We start from the raw sequence: 15,295 nt of genomic DNA, 5'->3' as shown, positions 1-15,295 counted from the left end.
CCCACGATGGGGCCCCAACAGGCAACATCACCTCCAGATCGTCCGAAGGCTCGGGCCGCGTTCGGACGATCTTTTGATTTTGCCTTGCTAACGGCTCAACAGCGACGCCGCACCCGCACCACTGAACAGGCCGGCACTGATCCGGTTAAACCAACTCTGCCCCTTGCCGCTTCGCAGATACCGCGCCGCGCCGTGCGCACCCAGCCCATAAGCCAACTTGCACAGCAGATCCAGCACCGTCCACGTCGCAATCATCACCAGCAACTGAGGCAGGAACGGTTGTTCGGCGCTCAAAAACTGTGGCAGAAACGCAGCGAAGAAAAGAATGTCCTTCGGATTACTTGCGCCCAATACAAATGCGCGCCCGAACAGTGCGCGAAAGCGCGGAACAGCCGCCGCCAGGGGCACTTCAGCGCCCACCGACGGTTGGCGCGATTGCTGCCAGCTCTGCCAGGCGAGGTAGAACAGGTACAGCGCGCCGACAATCTTCAGCGCGCTGAACAGCTGTTCCGAAGCCAGCAGCAGGGCGCCCAGGCCCAATGCCGAAGCGCTGAGCAGGCAGATCGAGGCAATCACACCCCCCAGGAAAGCGGGGTAAGACCGTCGCAGACCGTAATTCAGACTGTTGCTGATCATCAGCAACGATAGCGGTCCCGGGATCAGGATCACCACCAGTGCAGCGCCGCTGAACAGCAGCCAGGTTTCCAGACTCATCACTTTCCTCCATTTGCGCAAAAGCCCCACCCGACGGGGTGAGGCTGGTTCGGAACGCTTACTGCGTAACGCTTACAAGAAAACAAACTTGGCGATGAAGATCGCGCACAACACCCACAGGCTGACGGAAATTTCCTTGTACTTGCCCGTGCCGGCCTTCAGTGCCACGTAGGTGATGAAACCCAAGGCGATACCGTCGGCAACCGAGAACGTCAGGGGCATCATGATCGCGGTGACAATCGCCGGGATACTGTCGGTCGCTTCATCCCATTCGATGTGAGCCATGCCGCCCATCATCAACATGGCGACATAGATCAGCGCGCCGGCTGTGGCGTAAGCGGGAATCATCCCGGCCAGCGGTGCGAAGAACATCGCGGCAATAAATAGCACACCTACGGTGACTGCGGTAAGACCAGTCCGACCACCAGCGGCAACGCCAGCGGCACTTTCCACATAGCTGGTGACGGGCGGCACACCCACTACCGCACCGAAGACACTGGAAGCACTGTCGGCCTTGAGGGCGCGGGAGAGGTTTTCGATCTTACCGTCGGCATTCACCAGGCCGGCGCGCTGGGCCACGCCCATGAGGGTGCCGGCGGTGTCGAACATGTGCACGAAGAGGAAGGCGAGTACCACGCTGATCATGCTGACGTTGAACACGCCGGCGACGTCCATGGCCATCCAGGTCGGAGCCAGGCTCGGCGGGGCCGACATGATGCCTTCGTAGTGAACGAGGCCCAGGCCCCAGCCTGCCAGTGTCACGGTGATGATGCTGATCAGAATTGCGCCAAATACCCTGTGGTAGCTGAGAACAGCAATCATCAGGAAGCAGATGGCTGCCAGCAGCGGGCCAGGTTCGCGCAGGGAGCCCAGTTTGATCAGGGTGGCCGGGCTATCGACGACGATGCCCGCGGTTTTCAGGCCGATCAGCCCCAGGAACAACCCAACGCCGGCGCCCATGGCGTAGCGCAAACTCACCGGAATGCTGTTGAGCAGCCATTCGCGGATCCGCGAGAAGGTCAGGAACATGAACAGCACGCCAGACACGAACACCGCGCCAAGAGCCGTTTCCCAGTTGTAGCCCATGGTGCCGACCACGGTGTAGGTGAAGAACGCGTTAAGCCCCATGCCCGGCGCCAGGCCGACCGGCCAGTTGGCATAAAGGCCCATCAGCAGGCAGCCCAGCGCAGCGGCGATGCAGGTGGCGACAAAAGCCGCACCGTGATCAATCCCGGCATCGGCCATGATGTTGGGGTTGACGAAAATGATGTAAGCCATGGTGATGAAGGTTGTCAGACCGGCAATCAACTCGGTCTTCACCGTGGTGCCATGCAAGCTGAGTTTAAACAGACGCTCCAGCCAGCCGGTGGGGGCGGGCGGCGAGAGGTCCAGCGTCGATGCTTCGGATTTGCGGCTTTCCACAGCGAGTACTCCTCAAGAGTTTTATTGTTATTTCCAGGACCGGACCCATGAGGGCGGCAGCGGTCCTTTGAGGCACTTGCGAATTTGTTGACCGCTTGGTCAGGAACTCGCACGAGGTGGATTATGCTTTTGTGTACAAATAAAGCAAATATTGTTTTTGATCTTGTAGACGAAAAGTTTGCAGATCGGAGTATATCGCCTGACATGCCGCCTTCGCGAGCAAGCCCGGCTCCCACAGCGATATCCGCCGAACGCAAATGCTGCGTGCATCACCAACACCCTGTGGGAGGGGGCTTGCTCGCGAAAGGGCGAGGTCGGGCAATACATGCCCATCACGCCAGACTTAGCCGGTTGCATGGCTCCCCCCCAAAGCCAGATTCACCGCCAGCCAGCCATTCACCGCCGCCTCCCCAGCCTCGGCGAACACCTTCTCCAGCAGCTTCACCTGCTCGCGGCGCAACGACTGCTCGAATCGCGCGCCATCGCCAGTCAGTTCCAGCAGACGTTTGCGCTTGTCGGTCTCGGACGCCACGCTGGCCACCAGCTGCATTTCCGTCAGCTGGCGCAGGGGCATGTTCAGGGCCTGCTTCGTGACGCCTAGCAACTCCAGCAGTTGCTTGACGCTCAGGTTCGGGTAACGGGCAATGAAAAACACGATTCTCTGATGCACCCGGCTTAAGCCGCGACGCTCGAGCATTTCGTCAGCCTTGGCGGTGAACGCCTGATAGCCGAAGAAGAACGCTTCCATCGCCTGTTGTTGGGATCTTGGGTTTTTAAGGTCAAGCATATTGACGTATCCGCCTAAGCTGTCGTAATTTTGGTCAATCAGTTTGACTCATTTCCTTCAGGCCTCGCTACCGGTGATCCCATGGCATTTTCCGAACGTGTCTCACGCCTTAAAAGTTCGTTGATCCGAGAAATACTCGCCGCCGCTCAGCGCCCGCAAGTGATGTCGTTCGCTGGCGGCCTGCCGGCCGAAGTCATGTTGCCGAAGGTCGAATGGTCAGATATGCCCACTTCGATGGGTCAGTACGGCATGAGCGAAGGTGAGCCGGCCTTGCGCGAAGCGCTGGCGGCTGAAGCGCGGGCGTTAGGTGTGCCGTGTGAGGCGAGCCAGGTGCTGGTTGTCAGCGGTTCGCAGCAGACCCTCGATCTTGCGGCCAAGTTGTACATCGACAAAGGCACGCAAATTCTGCTCGAGGCCCCGACCTACCTGGCGGCGCTGCAGATTTTCCAGCTGTTCGGCGCCGACTGCATCACTGTGCCGCTGGAGGCCGATGGTCCTGACCTGATCAAATTGCGCACGCGCCTGGAACAGCACAAGCCCGCTTTCATCTACCTGATTCCGACTTTCCAGAACCCGTCGGCCGTGCGCTACAGCGAAGCCAAGCGTGATGCGGTGGCAGCGTTGCTCGATGAGTTCGGCGTGACGCTGATCGAAGACGAACCCTACCGCGAGCTGACCTTCGATGGCGGCAGCGCAACGCCAATCGTCAGTCGCTTGCGCAACAGTAGCTGGATCTATACCGGCACCGTGTCGAAGACCCTGTTACCCGGGTTGCGAGTGGGCTATCTGATTGCCAGCCCCGACCTGTTCCCGCATTTGCTCAAGCTCAAGCAGTCGGCCGACCTGCACACCAATCGGGTCGGGCAGTGGCAGGCGCTGCAGTGGATCGGCAGCGAGAAGTATCAGCGGCACCTGAGTGAGTTGCGCGATTTCTATCGACTGCGCCGTGATGCCTTCGAGTCGGCGCTGCACACGCATTTCTCCGACCTGGCAGATTGGCAGGTGCCGCAAGGTGGTCTGTTTTTCTGGCTGAAGCTCAAGCAGCCGCTGGATACTCGCACGTTGCTCCCGGCAGCACTGGCGGCGGATGTGGCGTTCATGCCGGGGGAGCCTTTTTTCCCCGAGCCTGATAAGCATCATGGCCATCTGCGCTTGAACTTCAGTCACATTGACCCGGCGCGATTGGATGAAGGTCTTGGCCGGTTGGCGGCGGTAGTGCGTCAGGCCGGGGTGGCGGACGCTGCCTGAGGCTGAGAACAAATAAACCGGCGCAGGGCCGGTTTATTGTTGTCAGGAATTTGTGGCCATCAACGGCATCAGAGAGTCTCAGGCCGCTGCAAATCGCTTATCCAGATAATCAATGATCACCTTTGACTCATACATCCAGGTGGTCTGCCCATTTTCTTCGATGCGCAGGCACGGCACCTTGATCTTGCCGCCTTGTTCCAGCAGGGTCTGGCGATCCTGTTCGTTGTTCTTCGCATCGCGCAGCGCGACCGGAACATTCAGGCGGCGCAGGGTACGGCGGGTTTTCACGCAGAACGGGCAGGCGTGGAATTGATACAGGGTCAGGTCCCTGGCGGCGGAGTTGACCTTGGCCTGAACCTCGGCTGGGCGCTGCTTCTTGCCCGGGCGGGTGATGAAGTCGATGAAAATGATCAGTTGGCCAAGGCCGACACGAAGCGCTTTTACGAACACGGTACAAGCCTCACGGTGGGAATTGATAAAGGCGCGCAGCTTACCTGATTTTTGCCGGACGAAAAAAAACCGGCGATGAATGCCGGTTTTCTCCGTGTTGCGAATTACTTGATGAGGCTGAGGAATTCGCTGCGAGTCGCGGCGTTCTCACGGAACTCACCGAGCATCACAGACGTGATCATCGACGAATTCTGTTTCTCCACACCGCGCATCATCATGCACATGTGCTTGGCCTCGATCACCACTGCAACGCCCAGGGCGCCGGTGACTTCCATTACCGCGTCGGCGATCTGGCGGCTGAGGTTTTCCTGGATCTGCAGGCGGCGGGCGTACATATCGACGATCCGCGCGACTTTCGAAAGCCCCAGCACCTTGCCACTCGGAATGTAGGCAACATGGGCCTTGCCGATGAACGGCAGCAGATGATGCTCGCACAACGAGTAGAGCTCGATGTCCTTCACCAGCACCATTTCGCTGTTGTCGGAGCTGAACAAGGCACCATTGGTGACTTCTTCCAGCGTCTGTTCATAGCCGCGGCAGAGGTACTGCATGGCTTTGGCGGCACGCTTTGGCGTGTCGAGCAGGCCCTCGCGGGATACGTCCTCGCCCAATTGGCCGAGAATCGCGGTGTAATTCTGTTCCAGGGACATGAAACTACCTGTGGGATTCTACGCAAAGGGCAAGGGTACGGTGGCGGACACGGCGCTGCAAGCGTGAAGCGACAGGTTTACTCGTCGCGACCTTCCATCATGGTGCGCTTGAGCATCACATAAACCGCTCCGGCACCGCCGTGTCGGGCCTGGCACGAGGTGAAGCCGAGCACCTGGGAATGCTGGCGCAGCCAGGTGTTGACGTGGCTTTTGATCATCGGGCGCTTGCCGTCCAGGCGCACGGCTTTGCCATGGGTGACGCGCACGCAGCGGATTTCGAACTTGGTGGCTTCGGCGAGGAAGGCCCAGAGGGTTTCCCGGGCTTTTTCCACGGTCATGCCGTGCAGGTCGAGGCTGCCTTCGAAAGGGATCTGGCCGACCTTGAGCTTGCGCATCTGGCTTTCCTGCACCCCGTCACGGGCCCACATCAGCTCGTCTTCGGGGCCGACGTCGATCACGAACTGGTCGGACAGGCCGTCAACGGTGGTGGCATCGGTGCGCACGGTGGCGGCCTGGCGCAGCTTGGCGATCTGCGCACGGTCAGCCTTGGGTTTGCCGGTTTCGGCGCGATCGTGCTTGATCGGCTTGACGCCTTGGATCGCACTTTTGAACAGGGAAAAATCGTCGTCTTGCATGTCAGCCTCCGCGAAGGGCGGCCAGTTTACCCAAGTCGGGGCTTGAGCCATAACAATTGAGGCCCGTCAGCAGGCGGGCCTTTGCATCAATCGTGTTTTTTCATCAGGTGCGGCGACATGTTCAGTTCCCGTGATTGCCGCGCGCGACGACGGCAGCGGCGCCACAACCATACGCCCAGGTACAAAACGAACAGCCCGACAGCCAGGATGATCGTCGAGCCCAGGGGGCTTGCATTCAGTTCGCCGAGTGCGGGCGGGCGGCCGAGCAGGCTGGCAGCGCCGGCCATCGCCAGCAGCACGCCGCAGGTGGCCAGCAGCGCAGCAAACGCGGCGCCAAAACGAAAACGCCAGTTGCTCTGGCCTTTGGGGCGCAGGCGCCGAGCGTCAAAACCATCGGATAACTTCATTCCGACCTTCCTCAATGGGTATCGGCCCTTCGACCGGGAGTTGACCGGGATGTTCCTGAGGCTAAGACAATTACAGCAAACGAGAGGCTTTTGCGGATGAGCGGCGATATGCACCGCTCGTCAGGCATCGGTCAAATCAGTTCGTGAGTCAGGGCGAGGGTGGCGAAGTTGTCCGCCATGATCGCCATTTCTGTCTGCTGCACGTGTTCGGCGCTGAGGAGTGTGCCCTTGTAGGGCAGGTCGCGGGTGGCACAGGCGTCTTCGACGAGGGTGCAGCGAAAGCCCAGGTTCTTCGCCGCGCGCACGGTGGTGCTGACGCTGGAATGGCTCATGAAGCCGCATACGATCAGGTCCAGCGAGCCCAGATTCTGCAGGCGCTCCAGCAGTTCGGTGCCGTGAAACGCGCTCGGCAGCAATTTGCCAATAATGGTTTCGTCTGCAAGGGGCTCCAGGCCCGGAATGAATTCACCGCGCTCGCCCTGGGGGTCAAACAGCCCACCCACGGTGCCAAGGTGGCGCACATGCACGATCGGCCGGCCGGCGGCGCGGGCAGCGCTTACCAGTTGCTTGATGTTCGCGACGGCAGCATCCATGCCGTTCAGGGCCAGGGGACCACTGAGGTATTCCTTCTGGGCATCGATGATGACAAGGGTCGCATGACTCAGATTGGCTGCTGCATAACCGCGGCCGCTGAGTTGAAACATCGTTTTTGGAACGGACATTCTGGGGCTCCTTCGGGTGGGGCTTTTGCGACATTGTCCTCTGGCTGAGCGCTTCTGTGAATCGCTACCATCGCAGATGCCGTCTTTACTGGCTTGCAGCCTTGTCAATACTCACAATTTGTTCATTGGCCTGGCATAAAAACAGAAAAGTCCTACATTTGCCGGGATGTTTTTACGGCGTCGTCGCAAGGCGTTTTGGCTGGTAGAATCGCCAGTCGTTTTTTCAGAGAGTTTGCCCCCGTGATCACTTCCCGACTTCGTACCCTGCGCGACCATATCCGTTGGGCCGTCAGCCGCTTCCATGGGGAGGATCTGTTCTTCGGCCATGGGACCGACAACGCCTGGGACGAAGCTCGTCAACTGGTGTTGGGTGCATTGCACCTGCCGTGGGAAATGGCGGACAGCTACCTCGACTGCAACCTGGAAGATGACGAGTTGGTCAACCTCCAGCGGTTGCTCAAACGGCGCATCGAAGAACGTATTCCCACTGCCTATTTGCTCGGTGAGGCCTGGTTCTGCGGCATGTCGTTCATCGTGGACGAACGCGTGCTGATCCCGCGCTCGCCGATCGGCGAGCTGATCGAAAAACGTTTCGAGCCATGGTTGGGCAGCGAGCCTGCACGAATCCTCGACCTGTGCACCGGTTCCGGTTGCATTGGCATTGCCTGTGCCTACGAATTCCAGAACGCCGAGGTAGTGCTGGCTGATTTGTCCTTCGAAGCGCTGGAAGTGGCCAACCAGAACATCGAGCGCCATGGCGTCGATGAGCGCGTGTACACGGTGCAGGGCGATGGGTTCGATGGGTTGCCGGGGCAGCGCTTTGACCTGATCGTGTCGAACCCGCCTTATGTCGATGCCGAAGATTTTGCCGACATGCCGGACGAGTACCAGCATGAGCCGGAACTCGGCCTGGCCTGCGGCGACGATGGCTTGAACCTGGTGCGCCGCATGCTCGCGCAAGCCGGCGAGCATTTGACCGAGAAGGGGTTGCTGATTGTCGAAGTAGGTAACAGCCAGGTGCACGTCGAGGCGTTGTACCCGGAAGTCGATTTCGCCTGGCTGGACTTCGAGCGCGGTGGACACGGGGTGTTCATGTTGACGGCGCAGCAGTGCCGGGAGCATCAGGCGCTATTCGCGTCCCGCGTCTGACCCGAGGACGCCATCGCTGGCAAGCCAGGCTCCCACAGGTTTTTGTGTCGCTCAGCCAGTATCGGAGCGACAGGAAAACCCGAGGACGCCATCGCTGGCAAGCCAGGCTCCCACAGGTTTTTGTGTCGCTCAGCCAGTATCGGAGCGACAGGAAAACCTGAGGACGCCATCGCTGGCAAGCCAGGCTCCCACAGGTTTTTGTGTCGCTCAGCCAGTATCGGAGCGACAGGAAAACCTGAGGACGCCATCGCTGGCAAGCCAGGCTCCCACAGGTTTTTGTGTCGCTCAGCCAGTATCGGAGCGACAGGAAAACCTGAGGACGCCATCGCTGGCAAGCCAGGCTCCCACAGGTTTTTGTGTCGCTCAGCCAGTATCGGAGCGACAGGAAAACCTGAGGACGCCATCGCTGGCAAGCCAGGCTCCCACAGGTTTTTGTGTCGCTCAGCCAGTATCGGAGCGACAGGAAAACCTGAGGACGCCATCGCTGGCAAGCCAGGCTCCCACAGGTTTTTGTGTCGCTCAGCCAGTATCGGAGCGACAGGAAAACCTGAGGACGCCATCGCTGGCAAGCCAGGCTCCCACAGGTTTTTGTGTCGCTCAGCCAGTATCGGAGCGACAGGAAAACCTGAGGACGCCATCGCTGGCAAGCCAGGCTCCCACAGGTTTTTGTGTCGCTAAGCCAGTATCGGAGCGACAGGAAAACCTGAGGACGCCATCGCTGGCAAGCCAGGCTCCCACAGGTTTTTGTGTCGCTCAGTCATTATCGGAGCGACGGGAATCCTGTGGGAGCCTGGCTTGCCAGCGATGGCGGCACCACAGCCCCCAAGGCCTACCTGTGCGTAGCAATCCAGATCAACAACCCCGCCTGAAACACCGCAAATGCCACCAGGCATGAGATGGTAAAGCGCAGCGCCGTGTCCTCGCGCCGGTACTTGCTGACCTTTTCCTCGTGTTGCTTGAGTTTGACCTCCTGCTCGGCCAGGTTCTGCTCGGCCTGCTGGAGCATCTGCGCCGCCTCGAGAATTTCCACCACCTGCACCTTCTCGCTGTTCCACTGCGCCTTCAGGTCGCCGACCGGCACCTCCTTGACGCTGCCCTTGAGATGCTGGGCATCGGCATAGATCACTTCAAAACCGTGCCCCTTGAGGAAGTCATCACGACGCAGGCGGGTGTCTTCGTTCAGCGCGTCCTTGTTATTGAGATCGCGGCCGTTGACCTTGTACCCGGGCCAGTGTTGCTTCAGCCAGGTGATGCCTTGGGTCGCCATGAAGCGACCGACGCCACGATTCATCGGTTCGATCTGCAAGCCGCTGTCGGGGCCGAAGTGCACGCTTTTGTCCTGGTGATCGACCCACACATCCAGCAGGTTCTGCTCCTTGCGCACTCGCTGGCCGGGCAGGGTGATGCTCATGCGCATCAGGCTGCGTTCCTTGTCATGACGTTCGGCGTAGCCGAATTCGACAAAGCGCAGCGGTCGTCCGCCGGTGTTGCGATCAGTCTGCAGGGGGGCCAGGCGCAGCATCTGGTGATGCTCGGCGTGCACGTCCGCCCACGGCAGCTCGACCGCTGGGGGCGCGTCCTGTTCAGCTGCGGTCGGGGTGTCAGTCATAACGGCAAGGTCCTGTCCAAGCTCGGCGTGTCGCCAGGCTTAATGCTGGCGACACCGGCTTATCGGCCGTTTTCTGCAGGACTGGAGGGTCAATAGCGCTTAGCTGGCACGAAGTCCGTCAATAAACCCGATGATGCGTGAGCCCAGCTCCGCGGCTAGCGGCAAATTCGGATCCTTGTAAGACGCCAACTGGCGCTTCACGTCGTTGGGTACGATGCGCATCACGTGGTTCATGCCTTCGATCAGTGCCAGTTCGGCGTCCGGCTTGGCCGCCTTGAGCAGCTTGGCGTCACCGACGCCGACCTGGATGTCGTTACTGCCCTGGATGATTAGCGCCGGCATCGCCAGCTTGGCGAACGCCGCTGCCGGATCCTGGCGAAACAGTGAGATCAGGTACGGCTGCACGCTCGGGCGGAAAATCACCTGCAGTTGCGGCGGCACGTTGTCGTCGGTGCGGCCGGCCTTGAGGCTGTCGAGCAATTCGTTGGCGCGCAACATCAAGGGCGCAGGCAGACGGTTGCTCAATTGCTGGCGCAGTACCTGGTCAATTGGCCGGGCGCTGCCGGACATGGAAATCACCGCCGCGGCATCAACATCGGGCGCGGCGAGGCTGGCGATCAAGGCACCTTCGCTGTGCCCCAGCAGAATCAACTGGCCGAATCGCGGGTCGGCCTTGAGCTTGCGCCCCCACGCCTGGGCGTCGGACACGTAGCCCTCCACTGACAGATTGCGCTCGTCCGGGGTGGCGGGCAGGCTCGCGGCAACGCCGCGCTTGTCGTAGCGCACGCTGGCGATGTTGTGTTTGGCCAGCACCCAGGCCAGGCGCTTGAGGCTGTCGTTGCGCCCGCCGTCGGGGTTGTTGCCGTCGCGATCGGTCGGGCCGGAGCCGGAAATGATCAGCACCACGGGCACGGGGGTGTCGGACTTTGGCAACAACAACGAACCAAACAGTTCGCCGCTGCCGGTGTCCAGCGAGATGGGACGTTGCAGGACAGTGGCCTGCACAAATCCGGTAAACAAGGTAAGGCTCAAGGCTAGAACTCGCAGCATCATCACGCCATCATTCACAAAGGTGCCGGTTGGACTCGCGGGCACCCATAAGGTTCGAGGATGAACTACTTGGGTAGCCTGCGTATACTGGCACGCATTACGTATTCACGTTCAATTCACGGAGCGTCCTGCATGTCCGGCAATACCTACGGCAAGCTGTTCACTGTCACCACCGCTGGCGAAAGCCATGGTCCGGCGTTGGTCGCCATTGTCGACGGCTGCCCGCCGGGCCTGGAAATCTCCCTGGAGGATTTGCAGCGCGACCTCGATCGCCGCAAACCCGGCACCAGCCGTCACACCACGCAACGTCAGGAAGCCGATGAGGTGGAAATCCTTTCTGGCGTGTTCGAAGGCCGCACCACCGGGTGTGCGATCGGCCTGTTGATTCGCAACACCGACCAGAAGTCCAAGGACTACTCGGCGATCAAGGATCTGTTCCGTCCCGCCCACGCCGACTACACCTACCACCACAAATACGGCGAGCGCGATTACCGCGGTGGCGGTCGCAGTTCTGCCCGTGAAACCGCGATGCGCGTGGCGGCCGGCGCGATCGCAAAAAAATACCTGGCGACCCAGGGCATCGTCATTCGGGGCTACATGAGCCAGTTGGGCCCGATCGAGATCCCGTTCAAGACCTGGGATTCGGTAGAAGACAACGCCTTCTTCAGCCCGGACCCGGACAAGGTGCCCGAGCTTGAGGCCTACATGGACCAGTTGCGCCGCGATCAGGATTCGGTCGGCGCGAAGATCACCGTGGTTGCTGAAGGGGTGATGCCAGGCCTGGGCGAGCCGATTTTCGACCGTCTTGACGCCGAGCTGGCCCATGCGCTGATGAGCATCAACGCGGTCAAGGGCGTGGAAATCGGCGCCGGCTTCGCCAGCGTCGCCCAGCGCGGCACCGAACACCGCGACGAAATGACCCCCGAAGGTTTCCTCAGCAATAACGCCGGGGGCATTTTGGGCGGCATTTCCTCCGGCCAGCCGATCGTTGCGCACCTGGCGTTGAAGCCGACGTCCAGCATTACCACGCCAGGCCGTTCGATCGACGTCCACGGCAACCCGGCGGATGTAATTACCAAGGGCCGTCATGACCCGTGCGTGGGCATCCGCGCCACGCCGATTGCCGAAGCGATGATGGCCATCGTGCTGATGGATCACCTGCTGCGCCACCGTGGGCAGAATGCCGATGTGCGAGTGAGCACGCCGGTGCTGGGTCAGCTTTAATGGCTGGCCTCACGGCCGCTGCTGTCTGATGACGACAGCGGCACTCCCGTACTGGCGGCTTTCCAGTTTCTATCTGTTCTATTTCGCCTTGCTCGGTTCGACGGCGCCGTTCCTGGCGCTGTACTTCGATCACCTGGGGTTTTCCAGCGCGCGCATCGGCGAGCTGGTGGCCATCCCGATGCTGATGCGGTGCGTGGCGCCCAATATCTGGGGCTGGCTGGGCGACTACAGCGGCCGGCGCCTGGCGATCGTGCGCTTTGGTGCGGTCTGCACGCTGCTTTCGTTCTCGCTTATTTTCGTCAGCAAGACCTACGCCTGGCTGGCCATGGTCATGGCCTTGCACGCGTTCTTCTGGCACGCGGTGCTGCCGCAGTTCGAAGTCATTACCCTGGCGCACTTGAAAGGCCAGACCTCGCGCTACAGCCAGGTCCGGTTGTGGGGCTCCATCGGTTTTATCATCACCGTCGTTGCGCTGGGGCGCTTGTTCGAGTGGCTGAGCCTGGACATTTATCCGTTGGCGCTGGTGCTGATCATGGCCGGGATCGTGATCAGCAGCCTGTGGGTGCCCAATGCCGATCCGGTGCAGAGCGAGCGGATCGCCGGCGACGGTTTTCTGCAACAGCTGCGCAGCCCGGGCGTCCTGGCGTTTTACGCCTGCGTGGGCCTGATGCAACTGAGCCATGGCCCGTATTACACCTTCCTCACCCTGCACCTTGAGCAGTTGGGCTACAGCCGTGGCCTGATCGGCATGCTCTGGGCATTGGGGGTGGTGGCCGAAGTCCTGATGTTCCTGGGCATGAGCAAGATCCTTGCGCGGTTCTCCGTGCGCCGGGTGCTGTTGGCGAGTTTTCTGCTGGCGGCGCTGCGCTGGGTGCTGCTGGGCTCGTTCGCCGAATATGTGTGGGTGCTGCTGTTTGCCCAGGTGCTGCACGCGGCCACCTTCGGCAGTTTTCATGCCGCTGCCATCCAATTCGTGCAACGTAGTTTCGGTGCGCGCCAGCAAGGGCAGGGCCAGGCGTTGTACGCAGCCCTGGCTGGCACCGGCGGCGCATTGGGTGCGCTGTACTCCGGCTACAGCTGGAATGCCCTCGGGGCGACGTTCACCTTTAGTATCGCCAGTCTCGCGGCCTTCGCCGCTGCCGTTATCATAGCCACACGCATGCAAGAGGACCGGCCATGAGCCTTACCCGTGAACACCTCGCCCAGGAAATCATCGATGCCGGGCGTTTTCTTTATGGCCGCGGCTGGTCGCCGGCCACCAGCAGCAACTATTCGACCCGTCTGTCGCCCACCGAGGCGCTGCTGACTGTGTCCGGCAAGCACAAAGGCCAGTTGAGCCTGAACGATGTGCTGGCCACCGACCTGTCGGGCAACAGCCTGGAACCGGGCAAGAAACCCTCCGCCGAAACCCTGCTACACACCCAGCTCTACAGCTGGCGCGCGGACATCGGCGCGGTGCTGCACACCCATTCGGTGAACGCCACGGTGCTGTCGCGCCTGACGCCGCAAGCCTTCATCGAGTTCGAAGATTACGAATTGCAAAAAGCCTTCAGTGGCGTATCGACCCACGAATCCCGGGTGCGCGTGCCTGTCTTCGACAATGACCAGGACATTGCGCGCCTCGCCGCCAAGGTTCAGCCTTGGCTGGAGGCGCACCCTGATTGCGTGGGATACCTGATTCGCGGCCACGGCCTCTACACCTGGGGCGCGCGCATGAGCGACGCGTTGCGGCAGATCGAGGCCTTCGAATTTTTGTTTGAGTGCGAGTTGAAGATGCGCTCGCTCTCCAACCGTAACGCATGAACCGTTAAGGAGTTGCCCTGATGAGCAGCCTGTCCGTTTACCACGTCTCAAGCCCTGACATTCCGAACAAGGTGCTGACCCATTTCGAAGACATCGCTTCGACCCTGGCCGAGCAGGGCGTGCGCTTCGACCGCTGGCAAGCGGCGGCGAAGATCCAGCCCGGCGCCAGCCAGGAAGAAGTGATCGCGGCGTACCAGGAGCAGATCGACAAGCTGATGACCGAACGAGGCTACGTGACGGTCGACGTTATCAGCCTCAACAGCGATCACCCGCAGAAGGCCGAATTGCGCGCCAAGTTCCTCGACGAACACCGGCATGGCGAAGACGAAGTACGCTTTTTCGTCGCCGGCCGCGGGTTGTTTACCCTGCACATCGACGATTACGTCTACGCCGTGCTGTGCGAGAAGAACGACCTGATCTCGGTGCCGGCCGGTACCGCGCATTGGTTCGACATGGGCGAACATCCGCACTTCGTGGCAATCCGCCTGTTCAACAACCCTGAAGGCTGGGTGGCCAACTTCACCGGCGAAGACATCGCCAATCGCTTCCCGCGACTCGAGGACTGAGCCGATGCCGATCAAAGCAATCCTCACCGACATCGAAGGCACCACCAGCGCCGTGAGCTTTGTGTTCGACGTGCTGTTTCCCTATGCGGCCAGGCACCTGCCGGATTTCGTACGGCAACAGGCCGGGCGCGCCGATGTGGCCAAGCAATTGGACGCAGTGCGCCAGGACAGCCATGAGCCGCAGGCGGATGTCGAGCGCGTCATCGAGATACTCCTGGGCTGGATTGCCGAAGACCGCAAGGCCACGCCGTTGAAGGCGTTGCAAGGGATGGTCTGGGAGCAGGGGTACAAGGCAGGGCAGTTGCAGGGGCATGTGTACCCGGATGCTGTTGAAGCGCTCAAGGCGTGGCATCAGGCGGGTTTTCAACTTTTCGTTTATTCGTCAGGCTCGATTCAGGCCCAGAAGCTGATTTTCGGCTGCTCGGAGGCAGGGGATTTGTCGCCGTTATTCAGCGGTTACTTCGATACGACCTCGGGGCCAAAGCGTGAGGCGCAGTCTTATCAGCGCATCACCCAGGCGATTGGCCTTGAAGCGGCGCAAATTCTGTTTCTGTCGGATATCGTCGAGGAACTGGACGCGGCGCGAGAAGCCGGCATGGCCACCTGCGGCCTGGCACGTGAAGGCGGGACGCTGACTGGTCACGTGACTGTCGACAGCTTCGCGAGCATCGATCCGACCAGATACTAAACAGTCTCCGGATAGACTATTGCCTGTAGGAGCGAGCTCGCTCGCGATGGTCGTCAACGATGACGCGGCAAGCCTGAGTGGCCAAGGCGCCTGGTAGTTTTTCGCGAGCAAGCTCGCTCCTGCAGGGCGCGTCTAAGGAGTCAGGCAGGGGCGTGTTTAGCCTTACAAACA

At 60.7% G+C, this 15,295-nt stretch carries 17 protein-coding genes; 7 read left to right on the top strand and 10 right to left on the bottom strand.

Features of this window, described 5'->3' with window-relative positions; all coding sequences use genetic code 11:
* Positions 1-87 precede the first annotated feature (87 nt).
* The 3 genes from HYI44_RS02120 to HYI44_RS02110 form a co-directional block, all read right to left on the bottom strand.
* Positions 88-714 carry a LysE family translocator gene (locus HYI44_RS02120; RefSeq protein ID WP_225568620.1) on the bottom strand — a complete coding sequence of 209 codons (627 nt, stop codon included), beginning with the start codon at positions 712-714 and terminating at the stop codon, positions 88-90.
* A gap of 72 nt (positions 715-786) precedes the next feature.
* Positions 787-2,136, bottom strand: a complete 1,350-nt coding sequence (locus HYI44_RS02115) for an NCS2 family permease (RefSeq protein WP_045060233.1) — start codon at positions 2,134-2,136, stop codon at positions 787-789.
* A 343-nt stretch (positions 2,137-2,479) separates the two neighbouring features.
* Positions 2,480-2,923 (bottom strand): MarR family winged helix-turn-helix transcriptional regulator, encoded by a 444-nt coding sequence (locus HYI44_RS02110; protein ID WP_122839289.1) that lies wholly within the window; start codon positions 2,921-2,923, stop codon positions 2,480-2,482.
* Between the two features lie 81 nt (positions 2,924-3,004).
* On the opposite strand from HYI44_RS02110, the gene HYI44_RS02105 reads away from it, so the two are divergent.
* Positions 3,005-4,171: a PLP-dependent aminotransferase family protein gene (locus tag HYI44_RS02105; RefSeq protein ID WP_122839288.1), complete on the top strand. Its 1,167-nt coding sequence runs from the start codon at positions 3,005-3,007 to the stop codon at positions 4,169-4,171.
* 78 nt (positions 4,172-4,249) lie between these two features.
* Here HYI44_RS02105 and HYI44_RS02100 read toward each other — a convergent pair whose 3' ends face one another.
* The 5 genes from HYI44_RS02100 to HYI44_RS02080 all read right to left on the bottom strand — a co-directional run bounded on the left by HYI44_RS02100 (position 4,250) and on the right by HYI44_RS02080 (position 7,035).
* Positions 4,250-4,621: a glutathione S-transferase N-terminal domain-containing protein gene (locus tag HYI44_RS02100; protein WP_122839287.1), complete on the bottom strand. Its 372-nt coding sequence runs from the start codon at positions 4,619-4,621 to the stop codon at positions 4,250-4,252.
* A gap of 104 nt (positions 4,622-4,725) precedes the next feature.
* Positions 4,726-5,271, bottom strand: a complete 546-nt coding sequence (gene folE, locus HYI44_RS02095; protein ID WP_045059149.1) for a GTP cyclohydrolase I FolE — start codon at positions 5,269-5,271, stop codon at positions 4,726-4,728.
* 77 nt (positions 5,272-5,348) lie between these two features.
* Positions 5,349-5,906, bottom strand: coding sequence for a Smr/MutS family protein (locus HYI44_RS02090; RefSeq protein WP_122839286.1), 558 nt, complete (start codon positions 5,904-5,906; stop codon positions 5,349-5,351).
* A gap of 86 nt (positions 5,907-5,992) precedes the next feature.
* Positions 5,993-6,313 carry a hypothetical protein gene (locus tag HYI44_RS02085; protein ID WP_045059151.1) on the bottom strand — a complete coding sequence of 107 codons (321 nt, stop codon included), beginning with the start codon at positions 6,311-6,313 and terminating at the stop codon, positions 5,993-5,995.
* 131 nt (positions 6,314-6,444) lie between these two features.
* Positions 6,445-7,035, bottom strand: a complete 591-nt coding sequence (locus HYI44_RS02080) for a cysteine hydrolase family protein (protein WP_225568619.1) — start codon at positions 7,033-7,035, stop codon at positions 6,445-6,447.
* Positions 7,036-7,275: 240 nt separating this feature from the next.
* Between HYI44_RS02080 and prmB the strand changes: the two genes are divergently transcribed.
* Positions 7,276-8,184 (top strand): 50S ribosomal protein L3 N(5)-glutamine methyltransferase, encoded by a 909-nt coding sequence (gene prmB / locus HYI44_RS02075; RefSeq protein ID WP_122839283.1) that lies wholly within the window; start codon positions 7,276-7,278, stop codon positions 8,182-8,184.
* 829 nt (positions 8,185-9,013) lie between these two features.
* Here the strand turns inward: prmB and HYI44_RS02070 are convergent.
* The gene (locus HYI44_RS02070) at positions 9,014-9,793 is read right to left on the bottom strand and encodes a hypothetical protein (protein ID WP_225568618.1); all 780 of its coding nucleotides are present in this window, start codon (positions 9,791-9,793) and stop codon (positions 9,014-9,016) included.
* A 99-nt stretch (positions 9,794-9,892) separates the two neighbouring features.
* Positions 9,893-10,846, bottom strand: a complete 954-nt coding sequence (locus HYI44_RS02065) for an alpha/beta hydrolase (RefSeq protein ID WP_225568819.1) — start codon at positions 10,844-10,846, stop codon at positions 9,893-9,895.
* Between the two features lie 129 nt (positions 10,847-10,975).
* On the opposite strand from HYI44_RS02065, the gene aroC reads away from it, so the two are divergent.
* From aroC to mtnC, 5 genes are read left to right on the top strand one after another with little or no spacing between them, the layout of a single operon-like run.
* A complete protein-coding gene (gene aroC, locus HYI44_RS02060; protein WP_225568617.1) occupies positions 10,976-12,067 on the top strand; it encodes a chorismate synthase in 1,092 nt (363 codons plus the stop codon).
* Positions 12,068-12,095: 28 nt separating this feature from the next.
* Positions 12,096-13,247 carry an MFS transporter gene (locus tag HYI44_RS02055; protein ID WP_225568616.1) on the top strand — a complete coding sequence of 384 codons (1,152 nt, stop codon included), beginning with the start codon at positions 12,096-12,098 and terminating at the stop codon, positions 13,245-13,247.
* The gene (locus HYI44_RS02050; protein ID WP_122839279.1) at positions 13,244-13,870 is read left to right on the top strand and encodes a methylthioribulose 1-phosphate dehydratase; all 627 of its coding nucleotides are present in this window, start codon (positions 13,244-13,246) and stop codon (positions 13,868-13,870) included. The genes HYI44_RS02055 and HYI44_RS02050 overlap by 4 nt, the downstream gene beginning before the upstream one ends.
* 20 nt (positions 13,871-13,890) lie before the next feature.
* Positions 13,891-14,436, top strand: a complete 546-nt coding sequence (locus HYI44_RS02045; RefSeq protein WP_122839278.1) for a 1,2-dihydroxy-3-keto-5-methylthiopentene dioxygenase — start codon at positions 13,891-13,893, stop codon at positions 14,434-14,436.
* A gap of 4 nt (positions 14,437-14,440) precedes the next feature.
* On the top strand, positions 14,441-15,124 hold the full coding sequence (gene mtnC / locus HYI44_RS02040; RefSeq protein WP_225568615.1) for an acireductone synthase: 684 nt from the start codon (positions 14,441-14,443) through the stop codon (positions 15,122-15,124).
* The last annotated feature ends 171 nt before the right edge of the window (positions 15,125-15,295 follow it).

Origin of the sequence: Pseudomonas sp. Y24-6, from assembly GCF_020295325.1 — a bacterium.
In the GTDB taxonomy this organism is placed as follows: Bacteria; Pseudomonadota; Gammaproteobacteria; order Pseudomonadales; family Pseudomonadaceae; genus Aquipseudomonas; species Aquipseudomonas gregormendelii.
This window is presented reverse-complemented; position numbering and strand designations above follow the sequence as displayed.